General features: G+C 67.6%; 22 protein-coding genes. 6 read left to right on the top strand and 16 right to left on the bottom strand.

Annotation, left to right across the window (positions count from 1 at the left end; all coding sequences use genetic code 11):
• Positions 1-58: 58 nt before the first annotated feature.
• Positions 59-931 carry a LysR substrate-binding domain-containing protein gene (locus L810_RS26385; protein WP_021161359.1) on the top strand — a complete coding sequence of 291 codons (873 nt, stop codon included), beginning with the start codon at positions 59-61 and terminating at the stop codon, positions 929-931.
• Positions 932-999: 68 nt separating this feature from the next.
• Here L810_RS26385 and L810_RS26380 read toward each other — a convergent pair whose 3' ends face one another.
• From L810_RS26380 to sapR, 9 genes are all read right to left on the bottom strand, one after another.
• On the bottom strand, positions 1,000-1,335 hold the full coding sequence (locus tag L810_RS26380) for a hypothetical protein (RefSeq protein ID WP_021161358.1): 336 nt from the start codon (positions 1,333-1,335) through the stop codon (positions 1,000-1,002).
• A 328-nt stretch (positions 1,336-1,663) separates the two neighbouring features.
• The gene (locus L810_RS26375) at positions 1,664-1,918 is read right to left on the bottom strand and encodes a GlsB/YeaQ/YmgE family stress response membrane protein (RefSeq protein ID WP_021161357.1); all 255 of its coding nucleotides are present in this window, start codon (positions 1,916-1,918) and stop codon (positions 1,664-1,666) included.
• Positions 1,919-2,047: 129 nt separating this feature from the next.
• Positions 2,048-2,824 carry an ABC transporter ATP-binding protein gene (locus tag L810_RS26370; protein ID WP_021161356.1) on the bottom strand — a complete coding sequence of 259 codons (777 nt, stop codon included), beginning with the start codon at positions 2,822-2,824 and terminating at the stop codon, positions 2,048-2,050.
• The gene (locus L810_RS26365; RefSeq protein ID WP_021161355.1) at positions 2,821-3,735 is read right to left on the bottom strand and encodes an ABC transporter ATP-binding protein; all 915 of its coding nucleotides are present in this window, start codon (positions 3,733-3,735) and stop codon (positions 2,821-2,823) included. The genes L810_RS26370 and L810_RS26365 overlap by 4 nt, the downstream gene beginning before the upstream one ends.
• 1 nt (position 3,736) lies before the next feature.
• The gene (gene nikC / locus L810_RS26360) at positions 3,737-4,651 is read right to left on the bottom strand and encodes a nickel transporter permease (RefSeq protein WP_021161354.1); all 915 of its coding nucleotides are present in this window, start codon (positions 4,649-4,651) and stop codon (positions 3,737-3,739) included.
• A 67-nt stretch (positions 4,652-4,718) separates the two neighbouring features.
• Positions 4,719-5,789, bottom strand: coding sequence for an ABC transporter permease (locus L810_RS26355; protein WP_021161353.1), 1,071 nt, complete (start codon positions 5,787-5,789; stop codon positions 4,719-4,721).
• Between the two features lie 10 nt (positions 5,790-5,799).
• Positions 5,800-7,401 (bottom strand): ABC transporter substrate-binding protein, encoded by a 1,602-nt coding sequence (locus L810_RS26350; RefSeq protein WP_021161352.1) that lies wholly within the window; start codon positions 7,399-7,401, stop codon positions 5,800-5,802.
• Positions 7,402-7,462: 61 nt separating this feature from the next.
• Complete coding sequence (ddpX, locus tag L810_RS26345) at positions 7,463-8,026, bottom strand: D-alanyl-D-alanine dipeptidase (protein ID WP_042976261.1); 564 nt, start codon at positions 8,024-8,026, stop codon at positions 7,463-7,465.
• 27 nt (positions 8,027-8,053) lie between these two features.
• Positions 8,054-8,941 carry a sap1 transcriptional regulator SapR gene (gene sapR / locus L810_RS26340; RefSeq protein WP_042976259.1) on the bottom strand — a complete coding sequence of 296 codons (888 nt, stop codon included), beginning with the start codon at positions 8,939-8,941 and terminating at the stop codon, positions 8,054-8,056.
• A 259-nt stretch (positions 8,942-9,200) separates the two neighbouring features.
• Between sapR and L810_RS26335 the strand changes: the two genes are divergently transcribed.
• The 4 genes from L810_RS26335 to L810_RS26320 all read left to right on the top strand — a co-directional run bounded on the left by L810_RS26335 (position 9,201) and on the right by L810_RS26320 (position 13,849).
• Positions 9,201-9,449, top strand: coding sequence for a helix-turn-helix domain-containing protein (locus tag L810_RS26335; RefSeq protein ID WP_021161351.1), 249 nt, complete (start codon positions 9,201-9,203; stop codon positions 9,447-9,449).
• Between the two features lie 3 nt (positions 9,450-9,452).
• The gene (locus L810_RS26330; RefSeq protein ID WP_021161350.1) at positions 9,453-10,787 is read left to right on the top strand and encodes a type II toxin-antitoxin system HipA family toxin; all 1,335 of its coding nucleotides are present in this window, start codon (positions 9,453-9,455) and stop codon (positions 10,785-10,787) included.
• 380 nt (positions 10,788-11,167) lie between these two features.
• Positions 11,168-12,424, top strand: a complete 1,257-nt coding sequence (locus tag L810_RS26325) for an oxalate decarboxylase family bicupin (protein ID WP_042976256.1) — start codon at positions 11,168-11,170, stop codon at positions 12,422-12,424.
• 90 nt (positions 12,425-12,514) lie between these two features.
• The gene (locus L810_RS26320) at positions 12,515-13,849 is read left to right on the top strand and encodes an Nramp family divalent metal transporter (protein WP_021161348.1); all 1,335 of its coding nucleotides are present in this window, start codon (positions 12,515-12,517) and stop codon (positions 13,847-13,849) included.
• 32 nt (positions 13,850-13,881) lie between these two features.
• Here L810_RS26320 and L810_RS26315 read toward each other — a convergent pair whose 3' ends face one another.
• The 7 genes from L810_RS26315 to L810_RS26285 all read right to left on the bottom strand — a co-directional run bounded on the left by L810_RS26315 (position 13,882) and on the right by L810_RS26285 (position 21,578).
• Positions 13,882-15,135 carry a hypothetical protein gene (locus L810_RS26315; protein WP_042976255.1) on the bottom strand — a complete coding sequence of 418 codons (1,254 nt, stop codon included), beginning with the start codon at positions 15,133-15,135 and terminating at the stop codon, positions 13,882-13,884.
• Between the two features lie 27 nt (positions 15,136-15,162).
• The gene (locus tag L810_RS26310; RefSeq protein ID WP_021161346.1) at positions 15,163-15,705 is read right to left on the bottom strand and encodes a class I SAM-dependent methyltransferase; all 543 of its coding nucleotides are present in this window, start codon (positions 15,703-15,705) and stop codon (positions 15,163-15,165) included.
• 178 nt (positions 15,706-15,883) lie between these two features.
• The gene (locus L810_RS26305; RefSeq protein ID WP_021161345.1) at positions 15,884-17,473 is read right to left on the bottom strand and encodes an ABC transporter substrate-binding protein; all 1,590 of its coding nucleotides are present in this window, start codon (positions 17,471-17,473) and stop codon (positions 15,884-15,886) included.
• Positions 17,474-17,610: 137 nt separating this feature from the next.
• Positions 17,611-17,946, bottom strand: coding sequence for a hypothetical protein (locus L810_RS26300; protein ID WP_021161344.1), 336 nt, complete (start codon positions 17,944-17,946; stop codon positions 17,611-17,613).
• A gap of 257 nt (positions 17,947-18,203) precedes the next feature.
• Positions 18,204-18,533, bottom strand: a complete 330-nt coding sequence (locus L810_RS26295) for a hypothetical protein (RefSeq protein ID WP_021161343.1) — start codon at positions 18,531-18,533, stop codon at positions 18,204-18,206.
• 175 nt (positions 18,534-18,708) lie between these two features.
• Positions 18,709-20,268 carry a DHA2 family efflux MFS transporter permease subunit gene (locus L810_RS26290; RefSeq protein WP_021161342.1) on the bottom strand — a complete coding sequence of 520 codons (1,560 nt, stop codon included), beginning with the start codon at positions 20,266-20,268 and terminating at the stop codon, positions 18,709-18,711.
• Positions 20,269-20,675: 407 nt separating this feature from the next.
• A complete protein-coding gene (locus L810_RS26285; RefSeq protein WP_021161341.1) occupies positions 20,676-21,578 on the bottom strand; it encodes a LysR family transcriptional regulator in 903 nt (300 codons plus the stop codon).
• A 145-nt stretch (positions 21,579-21,723) separates the two neighbouring features.
• On the opposite strand from L810_RS26285, the gene L810_RS26280 reads away from it, so the two are divergent.
• Positions 21,724-22,551, top strand: an 828-nt coding sequence (locus L810_RS26280) for an FUSC family protein (protein ID WP_042976263.1), incomplete at its 3' end; no start/stop codon positions are given.

Here is a 22,551-nt window from a genome sequence, read left to right as displayed (position 1 = left end):
GCGCGCGCCGGAGCCGGCGCGCGGCCCTTCCGCGCCGTTTTTTGCGTTTGCCTTCTTCATGCGCCGACTTCCGCCCCTGCACGCACTGCAGATCTTCTCGACGGTGGCCCGCCACCGCAGCTTCACGCGCGCGGCCGAGCAGCTGTGCATCACGCAGGGCGCGGTGAGCCGGCAGATCCAGACGCTCGAGGCGCATTACGGCTTTCCGCTGTTCAAGCGGCACGCGAAGGGGCTCACGCTGACGGCGGAGGGCGAGCAGTTGCTGCCGGTCGTCAACGAGAGCTTCGCGCGGATCGAGGACATCTCGATGAAGCTCACGCGCCAGCGCACCGATCTCGCGCTGAAGGTGCCCACCTGCGTGATGCGCTGGATGCTGCCGCGCATCATGCGCTTCCAGGGCGAGCATCCCGATCTCCATGTGCAGATCACGACCGCGTGGCAGCACGTCGTCGATTTCTCGACCGAGCCGTTCGATGCGGCCGTCGTCTACGGCACGTCGCCGGGCCCCGGCGTGTTCGCACTGCCGCTGTTCGACGAGCGGCTGACGCCCGTGTGCGCGCCCGAGCTGCGGCAGGCGTCGCCGCTCGATGCGGTCGGCGATCTCGCGCGCCATACGCTGCTGCATCCGACGCGAGACCATCGCGACTGGCGCGCGTGGCTCGATCATGCGGGCGAGCGCAGCGTCGATCCCGCGCGCGGGCCGACGTTCGACACGCTCGATCTCGCGACGAACGCGGCGATGCAGGGCTTCGGCGTCGCGATCGGCGACGTGACGCTCGTCGACGACGACGTCAGCGCACACCGGCTCGAACGGCCGTTCGACATCGTGCTCGAAACCGGCGCGCGTTACTTCTTCGTGTATCCCGAGACCATCGGCAGCCAGCAGAAGATCCGCGCGTTCAGCGACTGGATCGCGCGCCATCGCGACTGAGCGGCGACGCGCGCACGTTCACCGAACCGGCGGGCGGAACCCGCCGGGCGTCGCGCCGGCGAGCGGCTTTACTGGTATGTCACGACCGCGATCATCGGTGCGTGATTGTTGCCGGGACGATTCGGTAAAACGATTGCGCGCGAGGCCTGAGTAAAGGTCGTGGTCTTGATCGCCTGCTGGCTCGCCGCGTCGACGAACGCGATCTGGCCGGTTGCCGGGCGCGGACAGTCGGAGCGTACGCGCCCGTTGGCGACATCGGCCGTATCGAGCGCGAACGAGCAGGGCGGCTCGACGATCATGCCGGAGAAGTGGATGATGCCGGACGCGCCGGCAGCGAAGGACGAGGAAGTGGCCAGAAGCGAGGCAGCCAGGGCGAACGAGGCGGCGATATGGCGATGCTTCATGACAGGCTCCAGAGAGGAAGCGCGTCGCAGCGGGGCCGCTCGGGTGGCAGTCCGTCAACGCCGCGATGCTGTATGCGTAAACGGCAGAACCATCGGACCTCTTGAATGAAAAAATCGAAATAATGGCTATGGGCAAACGATTGCGAATTGCTTGAACCAATGTAGGCCGAATCTGCGCAATCGCAAGTCAGGGAAAAGCCGGGGGAGATAAGATCGAACGGCGAGCGGTCGCCGCGACCGTTGTGCGGGCAACGGCCTCGCGCCGCCCGGAAAGCAAAAACGCCGCTCGTCTCGAGCGGCGTTTTGCGTTGGGGCGCAGGTGCGCGGTTCAGTTCATGCGCTTGCGTACCGCGCCGACGATCACGAGCAGCACGATTGCGCCGACGATCGACGCGATCCAGCCCGCGCCCTGGCCCGGCGCATACCATCCGGCCGCACGGCCGACGTAGCCGGCGACCAGCGAGCCGACGACGCCGAGCACGACGGTCATCAGGATACCCATCTTGTCGTCGCCGGGCTTGAGCGCGCGGGCGAGGAGGCCGACGATGAGCCCGACGACCAGGGTTTCGATGAATTGCAGCATGAACGCCTCCCTATTGCTGTTGAGCTGTTGACGAAAGTAAATTGACCCGTGCAGTGCACAAGGGTTCCATGCGGCGGCAAGCCCGCGCGTGGCCCGCCGAGTATCGCATGGCGGCGCGACGTGCGGATGTCACGCGGCCGGCGCGTCAGGCGCCGGCTCGAGACGGCGATAGCCTTCGGTCGCATTCAGCAGCGTGCGCGTGTAGTCGCGCGCCACTTGTCCGGCCCGCACGTCCTCGATCCGCAACTGCTCGACGATCTCGCCCTGCTGCATCACGGCGACGCGCTGGCACAGGAAGCCGATCACCGCGAGGTTGTGGCTGACGAGGATCATCGTCAGGTTGCGTTCGCGATGCAGCCGGCGCAGCAGGTTCAGGATCTCGGCCTGCACCGACACGTCGAGCGCGGACGTCGGCTCGTCGAGCAGCAGCACGCGCGGCTCGACGATCAGCGCGCGCGCGATTGCCACGCGCTGCCGCTGGCCGCCCGACAACTGGTGCGGATAACGAAACCGGAACGTGGGGCCGAGGCCGACCTCGGACAGCGCGCGGGCGATGCGCGCATCGGTGTCGCGCATGCCGTGGATCGACAGCGGTTCGCGCAGCGTCTGGTCGACCGTGAAGCGCGGATGCAGCGACGCATACGGGTCCTGGAACACCATCTGCACGTGGCGGCGAAATGCACGGTCGGGCGTGCCGCCGACCGGCCGTCCGTCGATCGACAGGCTGCCGGCCGCGAGCGGCACGAGGCCCGTCAGCGCGCGCAGCAGCGTCGACTTGCCGGAACCCGATTCGCCGACGAGCCCGAACACCTCGCCGTCGCGCACCGCGAAGCTCGCGTCGCGCACGGCGTCGACGTGACCCGTGCGGGTCGGGAAACGGATCGATGCGTGATCGACGTCGATCATCGTGCGGCCTCCTGTCGATCGGCGGGCGTGCCGGCATGCGGCGCGGGTTCGAGCCACGCCGGATCGCGCCGCAGCACGGGCAGTTCGTCCGGCGGATTCGCGAGCGGCGGGTTCGCCGCGAGCAGCCCGCGCGTATAGGGATGGGAAGCGTTGCGCAGGTCGCGCGCGGCGCAGGTTTCGACCACGCGGCCCGCGTACATCACCGCGACGCGATCGCAGAACGACATCACGAGCGGCAGGTCGTGGCTGATGAACATCAGGCCCGTGCCATGGCGCGCGATCATCGCGTCGAGCACCGCGAGCACCTGCATCGACACGGCGACGTCGAGCGCGGAGGTCGGTTCGTCGGCGATCAGCAGGCGCGGGCCGGTCGACACCATCATCGCGATCATCACGCGCTGGCCCATGCCGCCCGACAGCTCGTGCGGATAAGCATCGGCCACGCGCGCCGGGTCGCGGATCTGCACGGCCTCGAGTGCCTCGACGATCCGCTCGCGCAGCGCGCGGCCGCGCAGCCCGGGCTCGTGCAGCCGGAATGCTTCGCCCATCTGCTTCGCGACCGTCATCACCGGGTTCAGCGAATATTTCGGGTCCTGCAGGATCATGCCCATCTGGCTGCCGCACAGCCGCCGGCGTTCGCGCGGCGACATCGCGAGCAGGTCGTGGCCCGCGAAGCGCATCGTGCGTGCCGACCAGCGGGCGGCGTCGGGCAGCAGGCCGAGCAGCGCGCGGCCCGTCAGCGATTTGCCGGAGCCCGATTCGCCGACGATGCCGAGGCGTTCGCCGGGCGCGAGCGTCAGCGACAGGTCGCGCACGGCATCGGTGACGGTGCCGTCGTGCCCGCGAAAGCCGATCTTCAGCCCGTCGATCTCGCAGAGCGGCGCGGGCGTGGGGGCGGTATTCATCGGCATGTCACGCTCCATGGCGGGGATCGAAGACGTCGCGCAGCCCGTCGCCGAGCAGGTTGAACGCGAGGCTCACGAGCAGGATCGCGATGCCGGGCAGCGTCGCGACCCACCACGCGTCGAGCAGCACGTTGCGGCCCGACGCGACCATGAAGCCCCACTCGGGGCTCGGCGGCTGTGCGCCGAGGCCGAGGAAGCCGAGGCCCGCGACGGTCAGGATGATGCCGGCCATGTCGAGCGTCGCGCGTACGATCACCGACGACATGCACAGCGGCACGATGTAGCGCAGCAGGATGCGCGGGCCCGACGCGCCCTGCAGGCGGGCGGCGTGGATGAAGTCGGCCTGCGCGATGCGGATCGTCTCCGCGCGCGCGAGCCGCGCATACGCGGGCCATGCGGTGATCGAGATCGCGACGACCGCGTTGATCACGCCGGGCCCGAGCGCGGCCGCGAATGCGAGCGCGAGCACGATCTTCGGGAACGCGAGCGCGATGTCGGTGATGCGCATCAGCACGCTGTCGACGAAGCCGCCGCAATAGCCGGCCGTCGTGCCGATCGCGAGGCCGATCGGCACGACGATCACGACGACGAGCAGCGCAATGCCGAGCGTGAGGCGCGAACCGGCGATCAGCCGCGAAAGGATGTCGCGACCGAGCTGGTCGGTGCCGAGCCAGTGCGACGGCGAGCCGGGCGGCAGCAGCCGGTCGGACAGCACCTGGCGCAGCGGATCGTGCGGCATGATCAGCGGGCCGACGATCGCGACGACGATCAGCGCGACGAGGATCGCGAGCCCGAACAGGTTGAGCGGGTTGGCGGCGAAACGGCGCCAGCGGCGATACGCGAGGCCGAGTGCGGCCTGCGAGCGCGACGCGGGCGCGTCGGACAGCAGCCACGCGCGCAGCGTGAGACGCTCGGCGTTCATGGTTGGACGACCTTCGGCATGGGCGATGAAAGAAGCAGGGTGGAAGCGGTCATGTCGTGTCGGCGCCTCAGCGCGCGCGCGGATCGAACACGCGGTACAGCGCGTCGGTCAGCAGGTTGACGGTGATGAACATCGCGCCGATCACGAGCGTCGCGCCGAGCACCGCGTTCATGTCGGCGTTCAGCAGCGCGCCGGTCAGGTACGAGCCGAGCCCCGGCCACGCGAACACGATCTCGGTCAGCACCGAGCCTTCGAGCAGGTTGCTGTACGTGAGCGCGATCACGGTGAGCAGCGGCACCGCGATGTTGCCGAACGCATGCCGCCAGATCACGCGGCGCTCCGGCAAGCCTTTCGCGCGCGCGGTGACGATGTACTCCTGGCTCAGCTGGTCGAGCATGAACGAGCGCGTCATCCGGCTGAGATACGCGACCGAGTAGTAGCCGAGGATCGCGGCGGGCAGCGCGATGTGTGACACCGCGTTGCGGAACACGTCCCACTCGCCGGCGAGCGCCGCGTCGATCAGCAGGCTGCCGGTGCGCGGGTCGACCATCCCGTCGTACACGGGATCGAGCCGGCCCGGGCCGCCGACCCAGTGCAGCCGCGCATAGAACAGCAGCAGCCCCATCAGCCCGAGCCAGAACACCGGCACCGAATTGCCGATCAGCCCGACGAAGCGCGCGATGTGATCGATCGGACGGTTGTGCTTCACGGCGGCCGCGACGCCGAGCGGCACGCCGATCGCGATGCCGATCAAGGTCGCGATCGTCGCCAGTTCGAGCGTGGCCGGGAACACGCGCTTGATGTCGTCGAGCACCGGGTTCGCGGTCAGCAGCGACATGCCGAGATGACCGTGCAGCACGTCGCGCGCATAGATCAGGAATTGCGTGACGAGCGGCTTGTCGAGCCCGAGCGCGATGCGTTCGGCCGCATACGCGTCGGCCGACGCGCGATCGCCGAGGATCGCGAGCACGGGATCGATCGGCACCTTGCGGCCGATCACGAACGTCAGCGCGAGCAGCCCCGCGAACGTGACGGCGAGCGTGAGCGCCCAGCGCAGCACGCGCAGTGCCCAGCGCACGGCCGGGCGCCGCGCGGGCAGCGTGCGCAGGGCTTCGAGGGAGGAGGCGGGAGTCGACATGCGGTGAATCTCATTGCTTCTTCAGGTTGCGGTACGACACGAGATCGTTGATCGGCCCGACTTCGAGCCCGCTCACGCCGGGCCGCGTCGCGACCTGCGCGACTTTCTCGAACATGATCACGAACGGCGAGCGCCCGAGCATCTCCTTCTGCATCGCCTGATACCGTTGCGCGCGTTTCGCGGTGGTCGGCTCGGCGAGCGCGGCGTCGGTTTCCTTCGTCAGTTGCGGAATGTCCCAGCTGTTGCGCCAGGCCAGCATTTTATAGCTCGACTTGTCGGAATTGTCGGGGTTCCACGCAAAACCCTGCGCGTTGCTGTGCGGATCGATGTAGTCGGCCGACCATTCGCCGATGTAGATGTCGTGCTGGCGCGCGCGGTATTTCGCGAGCGTCTGCTTGTTGTCGCCGGGGATCAGCTGCACCTTGATGCCCGCCTGCGCGAAGTTCGCCTGCACGGCCTGCGCGATTTCGGTGTACGGATAATCGTTGCGCACGTCCATTGTCACCGAGAACCCGTTCGGCACGCCGGCCTTCGCGAGCAGCGCTTTCGCCTTCGCGACGTCGAGCCGGTACGGGTTCGCGTTCAGCGTGCCGAGGAAACCCTCGGGCAGGAACGTCTGGTGAACCTTGTAGGTCGTCTTCACCACGTTGCCCTGGATGCCCGCATAGTCGACGAGCCACTTCAGCGCTTCCTGCACGTCGGGTTTCGCGAGCGTCGCGTTCTTCGTATTCAGGCCGAGATACAGCAGCGTCGCCTGCGGCGATGCCGACACCTTCGCCTTGCCGGATTTCACGACGGACGCCAGATCGTCGGGGCTCAGGTCGCGTGCCGCATCGACATCGCCGTTCTCCAGCAGCAGGCGCTGGCTCGCGGCTTCGGGCACGTGGCGCAGCACGATGCGCTTCATCGCGAGCGGCAGCCGGTAGCCGTCGAAGCGCTGCAGCACGACGCTGTCGCCGGCGGTCCACTTGACCAGCTTGTACGCGCCGGAGCCGGCCTCGTTGGTCTTCAGCCACGCGTTGCCGAAGTCGCTGCCCTGCTGGTGCGACAGCAGCAGCTTCCTGTCGAGCACCGAGGCGGGCCAGGAGCCCAGCACATTCAGGACGAAGGTCGGCGCGTACTTCTGGTCGGTCGTGACCGACACCGTCAGGTCGTCGAGCTTCTTCACGTTGGCGACGACGTTCGCCTTCGTGAGCCCGATGCCGGTCAGCACGGCCGCAGGCCCCTTGTCGAGCAGCACCGCGCGCTGGATCGACCACGCGACGTCGTCGGCCGTCAGCGGGTTGCCCGAGTGGAACTTGAGGCCGGGGCGCAGCTTGAACGTGTAGGTCAGCCCGTCGGTGCTCACCGTCCACGACTGCGCGACGTCGCCGTTGAATTTCGACGGGTCGCGCAGGTCGACGCGCACGAGCCGGTCGTACGTGTTCGCGACGTATTCCTCCGGCACCAGCTCGTAGACCTCGCCCGGGTCCAGCGTCGTGAATTCGTCGAGCAGCGTGGCCATCACGAACATGTCCTTCGGCGTCTCCGCGTGCGCGGCGGACAGCGGAACGGCGGCGAGAACGGATGCGGCGGCCAGCGCCGCGACGAGCCGGGATGTCAGGGGTTTCATCTGCGCTCCATGTGTCGTTGAAGTCGTTGAACGTGAACGTCGGGGGGCATGCGTCGGGCCATCACATCAGGCGCCACGGGCCGCTTGCCGCATTGTCGATCTGCGGCAACGCGTGCGAGCCGGGCAGTTCGTAGTGCCACCATTCGCTGTCGATGTGCGCGAAGCCGGCCGCGTGCATCACGCCGAGCAGCAGCAGGCGGTTGCGCTGCACGGCTTCGGGCAGCCCCGCGTGGAAGTGGCCGGATGCGGCGACCATCTCTTCGAAGCCGGTGCCCATGTCGAGCGGCTCGCCATCGGCGCCGACGAGCGTCAGGTCGAGCGCGGTGCCGCGGCTGTGATTCGAGCCGCGGCCGAGATCGGCGACGAAGTTCGGGTCGGGCAGGAAATCCCATAGCACCTGCTGCGCCTGCGGCGGCCGGTACGCATCGTAGATGCGCAGCGTGAAGCCGGCCTGCGCGGCGACGTTCACCGCGCGGCGCAACGCGGCCTCGGCCGGCGCCAGCAGCAGGCAGTGCGCGCGGCGGTAGATCGGCTTGCCGGTCAGGTTGCGGTCGGTCGCGTAGACGAGGTCGATGTCGACGCGATGGGTGGCGGGCGTGATTTCGACGAGGCGGTGGTCGTTCATTGGCGGTTCGGGTTCGGTCGGGCTCGCTCAGGATTCGAATTGGTCGAACGTGTGCTGCAGTTCGCGGTTGCGCGCGACGCGCCGGTCGATCGCGGGGCCGAGGCGGTCGACCACGGCCGTGATCAGCAGGTTGAACAGGCAGGTGAGCGGTGCGAGCGAATCCCAGAACTGGCCGACGTCGGTCTTCACCTGCAGCAGGTCGGCCGGCCAGTCGCGCGCCCACGGGCACGAGAGATCGGTGACCAGCGCGAACGGCTGCCCGCGCTCGGCGGCCGCCTGGCAATAGCGGCGCGCGCTGCGCGAATACGCGCGGGTGTCGGTGACGATGCAGTACGGCCGCTCGAATTCGGAGTTCAGCGAATCGACGTACGAGCCCGACTGGCCGTCGGAATAGAACACGCGCGGGCGCAGGTACTCGAGGTAGCTGCTGAACGCATTGCTGATCCCGCGCGTCGACTGGATGCCGAGGATGAATACCGCGTCCGCATGCGCGATCCGGTCGGCCACCTGCGCGAACACCGGGCCTTCGGCGAGGCGGTACACGTGGCGGATCGCATCGAGCTCGCGCTCGAGCGACGATGCGAGCGGGCTGTTGCCGGCATTGGCATTGCCGTTGCCGCGGGCCGGTTGCGTACCCGCGACGCGGCGGTATTCGTCGAGCCGGTCGGTGATCATCCACGGGCGATCGCCTCCGCCGCGCAGCTCGCGTTTCAGGTCGTCGAGATTGCGGTAGCCGACGCTGCGCAGGAAGCGCCCGACCGAGATGCCGCTCGTGCCGGCCTGCCGGGCGATCTGGTCGGCCGTTTCGAGCCCGAGCCGGTCGAGGTTCGCGAGCATGTAGCTCGCGATGCGCTTCGCGGTCGGCGTGAGCTCGGCGTAGCGGGATTCGACGGTACGGGCGAACGCGCAGGTCATCGGCTGTTAGATCGTTGTCGTCTGATGATCGAATGTCATCCATCTAACGAAGCCAAAATCATTCGCGCCAGCGGATAAAAACTATGGTGTGAGGATAGGTGATAGGGTCGGATGTGCGTTCGACGGCGGGGCGGTTCGCGCCGGAAGGGGAATGGTTTTATCTCTGTCAGGCATATTTTTCGTTTATTCCTGACAGAGATAATTTGCGTTTATGTCTGTCAGGCATATACTGCATTTATTGTCTTCCGGGATCCATGCCGTGAACTTCATCGTCAATACGTCCGCGCAACTGGGCGAAATCCTGTCTTCCGCGCGTCAGGCAAAGGGCCTGACGCAAGCGGAAGCGGCCGGGAGAATCGGCGTGGGCCAGTCGCGCTTGTCGTCGCTCGAAACCACGCGTACCGAAAGCCTGTCGCTCAGCCAGTTGCTCGAGCTGACCGCGCTGTACGGTCTCGAACTCAGCATCCGCACGAAGGACGGACACGACGCAGCCGACGTCGAGTGGTAAGCGATGGGACGCAGAACGCACACGCGCGCATTGTCGATCTGGACGAACGGCCAGCGGGTCGGCACGTGGCGGATTCCCGCGCGCGGCGACATGGAACTCCTGTACGACGCCGACTGGAAACAATCGGCCGTCGGCCGCCCGTTGTCGCTGTCGCTGCCGTTCGGTGTCGGCGAAGCACCGCTGCGCGGCGAACGCGTGAATCACTTCTTCGACAACCTGCTGCCGGACAGCGATGCCATTCGGCGCCGCCTGGCCGCCCGGTTCGGCACGGCGACGACCGAGCCGTTCGATCTGCTCGCCGCGCTCGGCCGCGACTGCATCGGCGCGGTGCAATTGCTCGGCGAGGACGATGCGCCGACCGGCCTGAATCGCATCGACGGTACGCCGCTGTCGGACGACGACGTGGTGCGCGTGCTCGATCAGGCGAGCGGGGTGGCGACGGCAGGCGGGGACGACGACGATTTCCGGCTGTCGCTGGCCGGCGCGCAGGAAAAGACCGCACTGCTGTTTCATGACGGGCGCTGGATGCGCCCGCACGGCGCGACGCCGACCACGCATATTCTGAAATTGCCGCTCGGGCTGGTCGGCAACAAGCGGGCCGATCTGACGGCCTCCGTCGAGAACGAGTGGCTGTGCCTCGCGATCCTGCGCGCGTACGGCCTGTCGGTCGCGCAGGCGGAAATCGTGCGTTTCGGCGCGCACAAGGTGCTGTCCGTCGCACGCTTCGATCGTGCGTTGCATCGCGATGGCGGGTGGCTGTTGCGCTTGCCGCAGGAGGACTTCTGCCAGGCGCTCGGCGTGCCGCCTCATCTGAAGTACGAGTCGCACGGCGGCCCCGGTGTGCCCGATCTCGCAGGCCTCCTGCGTCATTCCGAAACGTCGCGGGAAGATCTCGACACGTTGTTCGCCGCCCTGATCGTGTTCTGGATGCTTGCCGCACCGGACGGGCATGCGAAGAACTTCAGCCTGCGCCTGCTGGCGGGCGGCCGTTTCCGGCTGACGCCGCTTTACGACGTGATGTCGATCTGGCCGGTCGAAGGCGACGGCGCGAACCAGTGGTCGTGGCACAAGGCGAAGCTCGCGATGGCCGTGCACGGCAAGCGCAAGCACTATGCGATGCGCGACATCACGCGACGGCACTTCAGCGCGATGGCCGAGCACTGCCTGCTCGGCGATATCGCGACGCCGATCGTCGAACGGCTCGTCGCGATGACGCCGCATGTGATCGAATCGGTCGCCGCGGCGTTGCCGCCCGGCTTTCCGGCGCGGGTCGCGGAACGGATTCTGGGCGGCTTGAGGTTTGCCGCGCAACGGCTCGACGCGATGCCGCGAGAGTGAACCGCTTCCGGTCGCGGCGCAGGTCGCCGGTATCCGGCGTATCCGCATCCGCACGGGCCCGCTCGAAACGATCGGTGATGCGAGTCGCCCGCGTCGTATCCCGATCGCGGGTTGTCGCCATGCAGGGTCGTCACGACCGGGCGCAATCGTCTCCCCTCATTCACAGAAATCCGTTCCCTTCCCGCCATCCCGCTGCACCGCAATAATTACAAAATTAAAGTCGATCAGCTTAAATCATTAATTCAGGTTAATAATTCATTTAATTTATTCGTCGAATTGTATTTAACTTGCGTGACGGGATGTTCGATTTTCGATAATCCGAAAAACGGCATGTGTTCCGTAATGGGAATTCACTTGATCGCAAGAATGAAGGAGAAGTCATGACGAATCTTTCTCGACGCAGGATGCTGGCGAATACGGCCGGCGCCATTGCCGCCGCCGGTATTGCGGTCTCGGCGAAGGCCGCCTCGTTCGGCAATCCGGACAGTCCGCCGGAAGGCGCGGTCAATGCGCGCAACCGCCAGAGCCTGACCGATCCGGGGCCCAAAAATCCGGCTATTGCCAACCAGTTTCCGTCCTTTCAGGATCCGCCGGCCACCGATATCAACGGCATGCCGTTATTCTGGGCCTCGTTCAATAATGCGCATAAAAGAATTCAAAATGGCGGATGGGCGCGTGAAGTTACCCAGGACGATTTTGCGATTTCCGAAACCATTTCCGGCGTCAACATGCGCCTGACGCGCGGCGGCATTCGCGAGATGCACTGGCACCAGCAGGCCGAGTGGGCCATCATGCTCGACGGCCGGTGCCGGATCACGGTGCTCGACGAACTCGGGCGGCCATCGGTGCAGGACGTGAAAACCGGCGATCTCTGGTATTTCCCGCCCGGCCTGCCGCATTCGCTGCAGGGCCTCGGCACCGACGGCGCCGAATTCCTGCTCGCGTTCGATAACGGCCGCGCGTCCGAATTCAACACGCTGCTGCTGACCGACTGGGTCGCGCACACGCCGCCCGACGTGCTCGCACTCAACTTCGGCGTGCCGGCCGACGCATTCCGGAACATCCCGCTCGACAACCTGTGGATCTTCCAGGGCGACGAACCGGGCCCGCTCGCGGAAGCCCAGCGCGCGTCGGCGTCGGCGGCAGGGGCGCCGCCGCATCCGTTCATCTTCCCGCTCGGCGACATGAAGCCGGTCAGGAAGACCCGCGGCGGTGAAGTGCGGATCGCGGACAGCACGAACCTCAACGTGTCGACGACCGTCGCGGCGGCGCTCGTCACCGTGCATCCGGGCGGCATGCGGGAACTCCACTGGCACCCGAACGCCGATGAATGGCAGTACTACCTGCAGGGCGAGGCACGGATGACCGTGTTCGGCACGGGGCCGAAGGCGCAGACGGCCGACTTCCGCGCGGGCGACGTCGGCTACGTGAAGAAAAGCCTCGGGCACTACGTGCAGAACACCGGCAACACGGATCTGGTGTTCCTCGAGATCTTCAAGACCGACCGCTATGCGGAAGTGTCGCTGTCCGACTGGCTCGCGCATACGCCGCCGAAGCTCGTCGAAGCGCACCTGAACGTCGCGCCGGACGTGATCGCGCAGTTTCCGCGCAACCGTCCCGACGTCGTGCCGCTGTAACGCCGCCGCAGGCGCCGCGGCCGGCAGCCGCGATGCCGGCCGTGGCGCCCGACCTTCAGGAATCCTTCCTCATTCGAACGGAATACCACCATGATTCCCGTCACGAACAAACCTGCCGGCGGCTTCGCGCTGCCGGGCCTGCCTACCGGGCACAACGGCCACACCGACCACACCGGCCACACCGACGGCGCGGCGCGTGCCGCGCTGGAAGGGCGCCGCACGGGCGTCGCCGCACTGCTGCCGTTCGTCGGGCCGGCCGTGATCGCGTCGATCGGTTATATGGACCCCGGCAACTTCGCGACCAACATCCAGGCCGGTGCCGCGTTCGGCTACCGGCTGCTGTGGGTCGTGCTGGCCGCGAACGCGATCGCGATGCTGTTCCAGGCGATGTCGGCGAAGCTCGGCATCGTGACCGGCCGCAATCTCGCGGAGCTGTGCCGCGACCGGTTTCCCGCGCCGGTCGTATGGGGCATGTGGGTCGCGTCCGAGATCGCCGCGATGGCGACCGATCTCGCCGAATTCCTCGGCGGCGCGCTTGCATTCGGGCTGTTGTGCCACCTGTCGCTGTTCGCGGGGATGATCGCGACGGCGCTCGCGACCTGCGCGATCCTCGCGCTCGAAAAGCGCGGCTTCCGGCCGCTGGAAGCCGCGATCGCGGCGCTGGTCGGCGTGATCGGTGCGTGCTATCTCGGCGAACTGCTGATCGCGCCGCAGGACTGGCATGCGGCCGCGTTCCACCTGGTCGTCCCGCAGATTCCGGATCGCGCGGCGCTGACGATCGCGGTCGGGATCATCGGCGCGACGATCATGCCGCACACGCTGTATCTGCATTCGGGGCTCACGCAGGATCGCACCGCGCCGCGCGACGATACGGAGCGGCGGCGGCTCGTGCGCTTCTCGAATCGCGAGGTGGTCGTCGCGCTCGGGCTGGCCGGGTTCGTGAATCTCGCGATGGTGATGATGGCGTCGTCGGCGTTTCACGCGAGCGCGCCGGGCATGACCGACATCGGCGACGCGTATCACACGCTGATCCCGGTGCTCGGGCCGGCGGCCGGCGCGCTGTTTCTCGTCGCGCTGCTGACCTCGGGCGTGTCGAGTTCGGTGGTCGGCACGATGGCCGGGCAGGTCGTGATGCAGGGTTTCATCCACCGTCGCGTGCCGGTCTGGGTGCGGCGCGCGGTGACGGTCGTGCCCGCGTTCGCGGTGGTCGCGCTCGGCTGCGATGTCACGCGCGCGATGGTCGCGAGCCAGGTGGTGCTGAGTTTCGTGCTGCCGATGCCGATGATCGCGCTGCTGATGCTGTCGGCGCGGGCGGACGTGATGGGCGCTTACGCGATGCGGATGCCGCTGCGGATCGTCGCCGGCGCGGCGACGGTCGTGATCGTCGGGTTGAATGCGTACCTGGTGTGGGCGGCATTCCATTGACCGGCGGCGGGCCGCCGCCCGCCGCTCGCTGCCTATTGCTGCATGTCCGGCGCCTCGCGCAGCCGCCAGATCGCATTGCACTGCTGGCCGCCGAGGCTCGTCGAGCGCAGCGTGATGACGGTGCCGGGCGCGATCCGGTACGTGAAATGCGCCGTCAGCTCGGTGCCTTTCCGCTGCGGCTGCCCGTCGACCAGCACTTCGCACAGCAGCGGCGACGGCGACCCGGACGGGTGCGTGACGTAGACGTTCAGCCGCGCGATGTCGCGTGTCGCGGTGAACACGACCTCGTGGTTTCCGCTGCCGATCAGCATCGTGCCGCCGGGTTCGTCGATCGCCTGCAGGTAGGCGCCCGCGCTTGTCTCGATCGTTGCGGCCGCAACGGTCAGCCCGGCCGAGCGCACGTAGTCGGTCGCCGCGATGCGCGCGGCGACCGCGTCGGACTGTGCCCGCGTGCCGTCCGACAGCGCGAACGGCACGCCGTCGCGCAGCGCGGCGTCGACGTGGTTCGCGTAGTAGCGCCAGCGGTCGAGGAAGCGGATGTCGCCGGTCATGTGGAGCGCGCGGATCGGCTCGCCGTGATACCGGAGCGTCGTCGTGCCGGTGCCTGCATCGAACGCTTCGTGAATGCCGTACTTGCTGACGAAGTTCTGGACCGGATCGAGCAGCGCCGTTTCGCCCTGGGCGCTCCACAGGTGCAGGAACGTCGTATCGATCCCGAAGCATTCCTGGAAATCGGTGCCGATGCGGGCGGTGCAGTCGCGCAGGTGGCCGGCGTAGCGTGCCCACGCGTCGGCGGTCCCGGCGACGAGCCCGGCCTGCAACGCGCTGCCGTGGCGGGCGGAGACTTCGTCGACGACGAGGCGCCAGTGATGGTCGCGCCGCTCGCCGATCAGCGGCGTGACGACGAACGTGCAGAACAGCGGGTCGGGGCACGCGTGGAGCCGGTCGTCGCCGATCTGCGAGAACAGGTCGAACGGCGGCGCGCAGAACCAGATGTCGGCGTCGTACAGCGCGAGCTTGCGGATCTGCGGGTTGCGTGCGCAATACTCGGCTGCCTCGATGAAGCGGCCGACCGGCAGCGCATACGCGCTCGACGCGTCGATCACGTCGATCGACTGGCTCGCGAGGATCTGCCGCTTGCGTTCGGACAGCCCGTAGCCGATCACCGCGATCCGCCCGTCGTAGCCGGTGTGCCGCAGCGACAGCAGGAACGGCACGAGCATCTCGTACCACGCGCGGTTGTTGTCGTTGATCGCCACGCAGACCGCGTGTTCGCTCGATTGCATGTTCGCCCCCCGTTGCGCGCGCCCGGCTCAGTAGCCGACGTGGCGCTCGCAGACGACCGCGCCGCAACCGCGGCTGTCGTGATACGTAATATGAAACTGCTTGTTGTCCCACAGCCACTGGAACACCGCCTGGTACACGCCGGCCACGGTCATGTCGTGCAGCACGATCTTCTTGCGCGCCAGCGGGCCGAAACGGTTCAGTTCGGCGAGCGTCTGCTCGTACGTATGCGTGGTGTCGATGAACAGCAGGTCGGCGGCGAGCGGCTCCATCGCGAGATCGTCGGCGATCCGGAATTCGAAGTCGATCGACAGGTCTTTCGCCGCCTGCTCCAGTTCGGGCCGGATCTGGAAATACTCGTCGGAGATGTCGACCGACACGAGGCGCTTCGGCTGCGCGAGCAGGAAGGCCGTCGTGGTCAGCCCGGTGAACACGCCGAGCTCCAGGATGGTGTCGCATCCGGCGGCCGTTTGCGTATAGAAGTCGAAGCGGGAAGGGCTGTCGCCGAGCCAGCCGATCGGCTCGATCTTGTACTGAAGGAACTCCATTCGCAGTTGTTGTAGCGTGCGCATCCTGTTTTCCTTGGCGAAGCGGATTAGCGGATTCGGTGGTCCCCATCGTCGCCGGTCGCGGCCGGCGTCCGTGGCGTCGCGCATTGTAGATCGCCCGCGCCGCACGGCATAGCACCGCCGCGGCGGCCCGCGGCGATTACCCGCGCGCCGGCAGGGCCGGGCGCGCGGGCGGGCGCCATTATTTCGCGAGCGTGCGGTATGACACGAGGTCGTTGATCGGCCCGATTTCCGGCCCGGTCACGCCGGGGCGCGTCGCGACCTGCACGACCTTCTCGAACATGATGATGAACGGCGAGTTCGCGAGCACGGCCTTCTGCAGCGCTTCGTAACGCTGCGCGCGTTTCGCGGGCGACGGCTCGACGAGCGCGGCCTCGGTGTCCTTCGTCAGTTGCGGAATGTCCCAGCTGTTGCGCCACGCGAGCATCTTCGTCGGCGACTGGTCGGAGTTGTCCGGATTCCACGCGAAGCCGCGCGCGTTGCTGTTCGGGTCCATGTAGTCGGGCGACCATTCGCCGACGAAGATGTCGTGCTGGCGCGCGCGATACTTGCCGATCGCCTGCTTCGCATCGCCCGGAATCAGCTTCACGCGGATGCCGCCCAGCGCGAAGTTCGCCTGCAGCGCCTGCGCGATCTCGAGGTACGGATAGTCATTCGGCATGTCCATCGTCACGTCGAAGCCGTTCGGCAGGCCGGCCTTGGCGAGCAGCGCCTTCGCCTTCGCGACGTCCTGCTTGTACGGCCGCGCGTTCGACGCGCCGAGGAAGCCTTCGGGCAGGAAGGTTTCATGCACCTTGTACGTCGTGCTGACGATGTTGCGCTGGATGCCGTCATAGTCGACCAGCCATTTCATCGCCTGCTGCACCTCGGGTTTCGCGAGGTTCGGGTTCTTCGTGTTCAGGCTCAGGTACAGCAGCGCGGACACCGGCCACGACGCGACCTTGATCTTGCCGGCCTTCGTCAGCGCGGCGAGGCTGTCGGGGCTCAGGTTGCGCGCGGCGTCGGCGTCACCGTTCTCCAGCAGCAACCGTTGCGCGGACGCTTCGGGCACGTGGCGCAGCACGACGCGCTTCATCGGGTACGGCGTGCGGTATTTCTCGAAGCGCTGCAGCACGATGTTTTCGTTGGGCGTCCACTTGACGAGCTGGTACGGGCCCGAGCCCGCGTCGTTGGTCCGGAGCCAGCCGCTGCCGAAATCGTTGCCCTGCTGGTGCGACAGCAGCAGCTTCTTGTCGAAGACCGATGCCGGGCATGCGCTCAGCACGTTGAGCACGAAGCTCGGTGCGTACTTGCGGTCGGTTTCGAGCACGACGGTCTGCGGGTCGACCACGCGCACCTTCTGCGCCACGTTCGCTTTCGTGAGGCCGAGGTCGGCGAGCACGCCGGCCGGCCCCTTGTCGAGCAGGATGGTGCGCTGCAGCGACCACGCGACGTCGTCGGCGGTGACCGGGTTGCCGGAATGGAACGTGAGGCCGGGGCGCAGCTTGAACGTGTAGGTCACGCCGTCGGCGCCGACCGTCCACGATTGCGCGATCTGCCCGTCGAAGCGCGTCGGGTCCTTCAGGTCGACGCGCACCAGCCGTTCGTAGGTATTCGCGACGTACTCCGACGGCACCAGTTCGTAAATCCCGCTCGGGTCGAGGGTCGTGAATTCGCCGAGCTGCGTGGCGACGACGAAGATGCCGGGCGGCGTGGCCGCCTGCGCCGGCAGCGCCGGGACAAGCGCGACGAGCGCGGCGCTGACGAACAGCCGGGACAGCAGGTGCTTCATGCGGGCTCCGTTGAAAGGGAATCGTGGGTGCGATTCTCTCATCGACGGCCACCCGGATGAAAATATTCGGCGTGCGCGCCGGCGGGCCGGCGCGCAGGAGCGAGCCGGGCGGGCGCCCGGCATCGGCGGGGTTCGGATCAGATCAGGCAGCGTGCGAGCGCGAAGCGCATCGTTTCCTCGGGCGGCTCGCTGCCCGAGCCGCGCACGACCTTGACGACCGAACCGTTGCCCGACGGCGTCAGCGTGACGAAGTAGGAGTTCGAGCCGACGGCGATATCGGTCACGCCGTTGTGCTGCGATTGCTCGGTGCCCGGCAGGCGGCTGTCGAGGCAGTTGGCGATCGCGTAGGCCGGACGTTGCGACGACACGTACATCATCGGCGCCGCGCCGGACGAGGCGGCCGAGTCGGACGACGGCGCGGAACCGCAGGCGGCGAGCAGGGCGGCGGGAAGGAGCAGCAGGAATCGTTTCATGGTGGGTCGTCGTGGGTCTCGTATCGAGGCTGGGGCGCGGGGTAGGCGAAACGCGAAGCTTCGCGACGAAACCGCCCGGAATCGGGCCATGTTTGACGGACGACGATGCGGCAGGCGGCTGACGACGGAGTATACCCGCAGCATTTGAAGCCGTTGGCGCGTTGAAACGATTCGATACACAACAAGCACCCGCTGCCGCACGGCGGCAGCGGGCGTTTCAGGTGGTGGCGAATGGGCACCTGCCGGTGTTGTCGATCTTATTGGCCGATCTGGTGGCTGACCGCATTTTCCTGCTGGTTCAGCACGTGCTGTTCGCTCTTCGTGATGTGGCTGCGGTCCTGCGCAGCCATGTCCCGCTCTTCCCGGCGGATCTTGCGGTCGTCACGGTGCAGGCGCGCGGCCTGTGCGTGCGACATCTCGCCTTCCTTCACTTCGTGATGGATCCGGCGATTCTGGTTTGCGAGGCGCTGGTTGACCTCTTCGCGGCGCGGATGCGCCTGTTGCCACGGCGTGTCGGCGAACGCGGTGCCGGTCAGTACCGACATCAGGGTGGCGGCAATCGCGAGATGGCGCGTCAAGGCTCGCATGGTGTTTTCTCCTGTCGTTGCGCGCCCGGATCGTGAGCGCTTGTCCAGAAAACGCGGTGCGGGCACCGGCTGTTGACGTTTCCGCCTGTATCGATTGCAAGTCTTTATTACGCGGGCGGGTGACGACGCGAGGCCCGGCGTGCGCGACGCGGGGCCCGGCCGGCGCGCATCCGGATCAATGCGCGCCGGCCGCCGCCGCGTCGGCATCGCCGCCGCCCGAGCGCGACGGTTTCGTGATCCAGATCAGCGGAATGATCGCGACGAAGATGATCGCCGATACATAGAAGATGTCGTTCAGCCCCATCACGGCCGCTTGCGAATCGACCGACGTGTTGAAGAGCGCGAGCGCCGAATCGGGGCTCAGGTGCAGCAGCGAGCGCGTCGTGTCGACGTGTTGCGCGAAGGTCGGGTTGTCGATGCTCGCCTGTTCGGTGAGCCGCGCGTGGTGCAGGATCGTGCGGTCGTTCCAGGCGTTGCTGATCAGCGACGTGCCGACCGCGCCGCAGAACGTGCGGCCGAAATTCGACAGGCCGGCGGCGGCCGGGATCTTTTCCGGCGGCAGCCCGGACAGGATGATCGACGTCAGCGGCACGAAGAACATCGCCATCGGGATGCCTTGCAGCAGCGTCGGCAGCACGAGGTCCCAGCGCGACACGTCGGTGTAGAAGGTCGTGCGCATCATGAACACGACCGCGAAGCCGACGAACGCGAGCGTCGCGATGTAGCGCGGGTCGGTGCGCGGCAGCAGGCGCCCCATGACCGGCGTGAGCAGGATCGCGAACACCCCGAGCGGCGCGGTGGCGAGCCCCGAATCGACCGCGCGGTAGCCGAGATAGCCCTGCATCCATTGCGGCAGCAGCACGAGCGTGCCGAAGAACATCCCGTACGCGACCGAGATCGCGATCGTGCCGCCCGCGAAATTGCGCTGCGTGAAGAGCCGCAGGTCGACGATCGGGTTGGCCTCGTGCAGCTCCCACACGAGGAAGAACGCGAAGCCGATCAGCGCGACGATGCCGAGGGCGACGACGACGGGCGAGTTGAACCAGTCGAGATCCTTGCCCTTGTCGAGCATGATCTGCAGCGACGCGACCCACAGCACGAGCAGCAGCAGGCCGACCGTATCGATCGGCAGGCGGCGCGTGGCCGATTCGCGATCCCGGAACACGATCCACGTGACGGCGGCCGCGAAGAAACCCACCGGAATGTTGATGTAGAAGATCCACGACCAGTTGTAGTCGTACGTGATCCAGCCGCCGAGCGACGGCCCCGCGATCGGGCCGACGAGCGCCGTCATCGACCACAGCGCCAGCGCGCTCGATGATTTCTGCCGCGGCCACGCGCCGAGCAGCAGCGCCTGCGACAGCGGCGCGAGCGGCCCGGCGACTGCGCCCTGCAGGATTCGCGCGGCGAGCAGTGTCGGCAGGTTCGGCGCGATCCCGCACAGCCACGACGCGAACACGAACAGCAGGATCGACGTGACGAACAGGCGTACCTGGCCGAAGCGCTGCGTGAGCCAGCCCGTCAACGGAATCGACACCGCGTTCGCGGCCGCAAAGATCGTGATGACCCACGTGCCTTCGTCGACCGACACGCCGAGGTCGCCCGAGATGGTCGGAATGGCGACGTTCGCGATCGACGAGTCGAGCACGTTCATGAACATCGCGAGCGATACGGCGATCGTGCCGATCGCGAGCTTGCCGCCCGACAGCGGGGCGGGAGATGACGGAGTGGACATGGGTTTCCTGCGTAAGAAGCGTAAGGTGCTTGACGGCTGCGGCCCGTCGCGGCGGGCACGCGCCACCGCGCACGCACGCGTGCGAACGCGACGCAGGCGCGGCTGCTGAACGGAAAGCGCACGGCGCGCGACGCGGCCCGGTAGCCGGGGCCGACGCGTGCGATGTGCGGCTCGATCGGATGCACGAAGCCGTGGCGGGCTTCGGAAGGCGGGATGCTGCCGGTCAGGAAGGCGGGACGCGCGTGACGCGTCTGCGGGCAGCGGTCAGGCGGCTGGCGTCGCCGGTGGAGTCGTTGTGCATCGCGACAGGCTAACGATGTGGCGTGCCGCCATCAACACGGGCCGGCTCATTAATCGATTTCGTGCCGCGCAATAATCGGTGTGCGAACCGGGCCGAACGGTACCGGTTACGGGGCCGTTCGCCATGCGGTGAACAGTTCCGCGAGGAAATCGACGAACGCGCGCACCTTGCTGTCGAGCGTCGCGCGCCGCGGGTACAGCACGTGCAGCTCGACGTCGTCGGCCCGGTGCCAGTCGGGCAGCACGATTTCGAGTTCGTTCCGTTCGAGCCGGCGGGCCGTGTAGTGCGTCGAGGCCAGCGCGATGCCACCGCCGCTCGCGGCCTGGCGCAGCACCGTCACCGATTCGTTGGTGATCAGCACCGGTCGCACCGGCACGTCGGCGACTTCGCCGGCCGCATTGGTGAGCCGCAGCGTCTGGCCGGGCGCGTCGCGGCCGACGAGCAGCAGGTCGTGCTGCGCGAGGTCCTGCGGCGTGGCGGGCCGGCCGACGCGGTCGAGATAGGCGGGGCTCGCCGCGAGCTTCGCCTGCGACCAGCCGAGCGAGCGTGCGATGTAGCTGGAGTCGGTCAGCACGCCCGCGCGCAGCGCGACGTCGAAGCCGTGTTCGACGAGATCGAGCGGGTTGTTGTCGTAGATCAGCACGAGCTGGACGAGCGGGTAGCGCCGGCGAAATTCGGCGAGTGCCGGCTCCAGTTCGAACAGGCCGATCGAGTAGGGCACCAGCACGCGCAGCGTGCCCTCCGGCGCCATGCGCAGCGCGCGGGCCTGGCGGTCCGCGTCGAGCAGGATGTCCTCGGCGCGCAGGCAGCGCTCGTAGTAGTCGCGTCCGGCCTCGGTGACGGACACGCGGCGTGTGGTCCGGTACAGCAGCTGGACGCCGAGATCGTCCTCGAGCTGCTTGACCTTGCGGCTCACGCGGCTGAGCGGCATGTCGAGTTGCGTGGCGGCGGCGGTGAAGTTGCCGCGCTCGACCACGCGCAGGAATATGCGGATGCTTTCGAAGTTCATACGGGGTGCTTCCGTGTTCGACCTGCGCGCATCTTACCTTCGCCGGCCGGATCGCTCCGTGCGGCGGCGATTATCCTGCCCGGTGCAATAACGCATCCCGTCCACGCGTCTTAGTGGCGGCGGCGTGCCCCCGTATGCTCGCCGCATGAAATTCGCCTTGCCCGATCTGCCGCCGCTTGCGGCCTTCCGCACCGTGCTGCGCGACGCACGGCCCATGCTGCCGCCCGGTGCGGTCGCCTTCGCGTTGCGCAACACGGCCGCGTCGCTGCTCGCGCTCTACATTGCCTTCCGGATGAATCTCGACGACCCGAAATGGGCCGCATCGACGGTGTGGATCGTCGCGCAGGGCAGCCGCGGGATGGGCTTGTCGAAGAGCCAGTACCGGATTCTCGGCACCGCGATCGGCGCGGCCGTCGCGCTCGTGCTGACCGGTGCATTCGCGCAGACCCCCGAGCTGTTCCTGCCGGCGCTCGCTGCCTGGATCGGCCTGTGCGCGGGCGTCGCGACGTTCCAGCGGAATTTCCGCGCCTACGCGGCGGTGCTCGCCGGCTACACGGCCGCGATCGTCGCGATGGATGCGGTATCCGCGCCGCTGCACGCGTTCGACATCGCGGTCGCGCGGTTCCTTTACGTGGTGGTCGGCATCCTGTGCGGCGCGCTGTTCGATACGGTCTTCGCACCGGGCACGCCGCTGGACGATGTCCGTACGCGGCTCAGGCGCTATCTCGACCGCGCGGCGGCGGTCGGCGCGGGTGCGCTGCGCCGCGAGCCGAACGTCGCGGCCGTGCACCGGCTGTTCGCGGATGCGCTCGAACTCGACACGGCGGCCGAATATGCGGCCACCGGCGCGCCGCCGGTGCGCAACGCGATCGGCCATCTGCGCACGGCGGTGCTGGGCGTGCTGTCCGCTCAGGCCGCGGGGCAGGCGCTGCACGATCACGCGGCGCGCAGCGGCGGCACGCCGGACCCGCTG

This window comes from Burkholderia sp. AU4i, from assembly GCF_000466765.1.
Lineage (GTDB): Bacteria > Pseudomonadota > Gammaproteobacteria > Burkholderiales > Burkholderiaceae > Burkholderia > Burkholderia cepacia.
The sequence above is the reverse complement of the archived record's forward strand: the minus strand, read 5'-3'. Positions and strand labels throughout refer to the sequence as shown.

Bases quoted from the DNA above. Each gene is read 5' to 3' on its own strand.
- L810_RS26385 (WP_021161359.1), top strand. From the start codon at position 59: ATGCGCCGACTTCCGCCCCTGCACGCACTGCAGATCTTCTCGACGGTG.
- L810_RS26380 (WP_021161358.1), bottom strand. From the start codon at position 1,335: ATGAAGCATCGCCATATCGCCGCCTCGTTCGCCCTGGCTGCCTCGCTT.
- L810_RS26375 (WP_021161357.1), bottom strand. From the start codon at position 1,918: ATGCTGCAATTCATCGAAACCCTGGTCGTCGGGCTCATCGTCGGCCTC.
- L810_RS26370 (WP_021161356.1), bottom strand. From the start codon at position 2,824: ATGATCGACGTCGATCACGCATCGATCCGTTTCCCGACCCGCACGGGT.
- L810_RS26365 (WP_021161355.1), bottom strand. From the start codon at position 3,735: ATGCCGATGAATACCGCCCCCACGCCCGCGCCGCTCTGCGAGATCGAC.
- nikC (WP_021161354.1), bottom strand. From the start codon at position 4,651: ATGAACGCCGAGCGTCTCACGCTGCGCGCGTGGCTGCTGTCCGACGCG.
- L810_RS26355 (WP_021161353.1), bottom strand. From the start codon at position 5,789: ATGTCGACTCCCGCCTCCTCCCTCGAAGCCCTGCGCACGCTGCCCGCG.
- L810_RS26350 (WP_021161352.1), bottom strand. From the start codon at position 7,401: ATGAAACCCCTGACATCCCGGCTCGTCGCGGCGCTGGCCGCCGCATCC.
- ddpX (WP_042976261.1), bottom strand. From the start codon at position 8,026: ATGAACGACCACCGCCTCGTCGAAATCACGCCCGCCACCCATCGCGTC.
- sapR (WP_042976259.1), bottom strand. From the start codon at position 8,941: ATGACCTGCGCGTTCGCCCGTACCGTCGAATCCCGCTACGCCGAGCTC.
- L810_RS26330 (WP_021161350.1), top strand. From the start codon at position 9,453: ATGGGACGCAGAACGCACACGCGCGCATTGTCGATCTGGACGAACGGC.
- L810_RS26325 (WP_042976256.1), top strand. From the start codon at position 11,168: ATGACGAATCTTTCTCGACGCAGGATGCTGGCGAATACGGCCGGCGCC.
- L810_RS26320 (WP_021161348.1), top strand. From the start codon at position 12,515: ATGATTCCCGTCACGAACAAACCTGCCGGCGGCTTCGCGCTGCCGGGC.
- L810_RS26315 (WP_042976255.1), bottom strand. From the start codon at position 15,135: ATGCAATCGAGCGAACACGCGGTCTGCGTGGCGATCAACGACAACAAC.
- L810_RS26310 (WP_021161346.1), bottom strand. From the start codon at position 15,705: ATGCGCACGCTACAACAACTGCGAATGGAGTTCCTTCAGTACAAGATC.
- L810_RS26305 (WP_021161345.1), bottom strand. From the start codon at position 17,473: ATGAAGCACCTGCTGTCCCGGCTGTTCGTCAGCGCCGCGCTCGTCGCG.
- L810_RS26300 (WP_021161344.1), bottom strand. From the start codon at position 17,946: ATGAAACGATTCCTGCTGCTCCTTCCCGCCGCCCTGCTCGCCGCCTGC.
- L810_RS26295 (WP_021161343.1), bottom strand. From the start codon at position 18,533: ATGCGAGCCTTGACGCGCCATCTCGCGATTGCCGCCACCCTGATGTCG.
- L810_RS26290 (WP_021161342.1), bottom strand. From the start codon at position 20,268: ATGTCCACTCCGTCATCTCCCGCCCCGCTGTCGGGCGGCAAGCTCGCG.
- L810_RS26285 (WP_021161341.1), bottom strand. From the start codon at position 21,578: ATGAACTTCGAAAGCATCCGCATATTCCTGCGCGTGGTCGAGCGCGGC.